The sequence below is a fragment of the Bartonella sp. AP30XZML genome (genome assembly GCF_042195945.1).
Taxonomy (GTDB): Bacteria; Pseudomonadota; Alphaproteobacteria; order Rhizobiales; family Rhizobiaceae; genus Bartonella.
The window spans coordinates 1-1,024 of the sequence record NZ_JBHIPJ010000110.1; the positions used below are offsets into that span (position 1 = coordinate 1).

Below are 1,024 nucleotides of genomic sequence, written 5' to 3' on the forward strand. Positions count from 1 at the left end.
TTGAATTGTTCGCGAACATCAGCACGCAAAGGAATGTTGACCGGTGTTTTGAGAATTTCTACACCACCACGCAGTTCATGAACCCCTAACCAAAGTTTTCCAGGAGGGGTTTGTTGTGCAAGAGAGCCATGAACGAGAAGGGAAACAGAGGCGGCTTGTTTGTCCTCAACATCATGAAAGTCTGTGCGGGCTGCCAGAAACAACAGAGTGCCGGTTGGGGAAGGATTAAATCTGTTGCCACAATGGTTATAGACACCCTCTAAAACCTGCTCTACAGGCGCTACAGCATAGCATCGGCGATACCCAATCAGAGTGTTGTTTGCGTCTCTTAAAGCCAAATAAAGGGGACGGTTGCTAAACCATTCTGCCATGAGGATATCACGTTCATGTTTTTTGACCGAACACCACGGAAAATTTGCCAAATCCCATGGGTAATCAATTTGGTTCCAGCTTAACTCCTCGTCAAAGTCATCTATCCAATTGCCAATAAGCCTGCCTTCTTCTTCTTCCAGCGTGTGATTGATCTCTGTTGTGCGCCCAAAGGAAAACAAAGTGCCCCCAGCTGTTAAACGAACACCGCTCTCAGAATCCAACATGCTGTCATCAAGGCGTGACATATTGGCTTCCATAACTTGCACATCATAACCATAGGTCCCACGGCGAAAATCAGAGCGCAAACTTTTGGAAAGGTCGGTAATTGCTTCAATGGCTTCAAGGCTTTTTCGTTCAGGCAACTGATCAAAATCAAGTTGAAAGGAATTCCACCACACCCGTCCTGTCCATGCGGGTTGAAAGCGTGCTGAAATCCCTAGCCATCTCAACCCCATCTCTATTGCCGCAAGGGAGCCGCGAATATTTTGCCATGCAAGACCCTGATCAATTAAATCATAAAGGTTTGGAACATAAGGTGTAAGCTCTCCAAGCCCGTATTCTTCAATCAACCACGGCAAGAAACGGGGAGGGCGTGTGATCAGTTTTGCGCGTGAAATCCCCAAAACAGAACCATCAATATCTTGATGAAAAT

General features: G+C 46.4%; 1 protein-coding gene. It reads right to left on the minus strand.

The window, feature by feature from the left end; all coding sequences use genetic code 11:
* Window positions 1-1,024, minus strand: a 1,024-nt coding sequence (locus ACFIL2_RS08580) for a phage tail protein (protein ID WP_375681727.1), incomplete at both ends; no start/stop codon positions are given.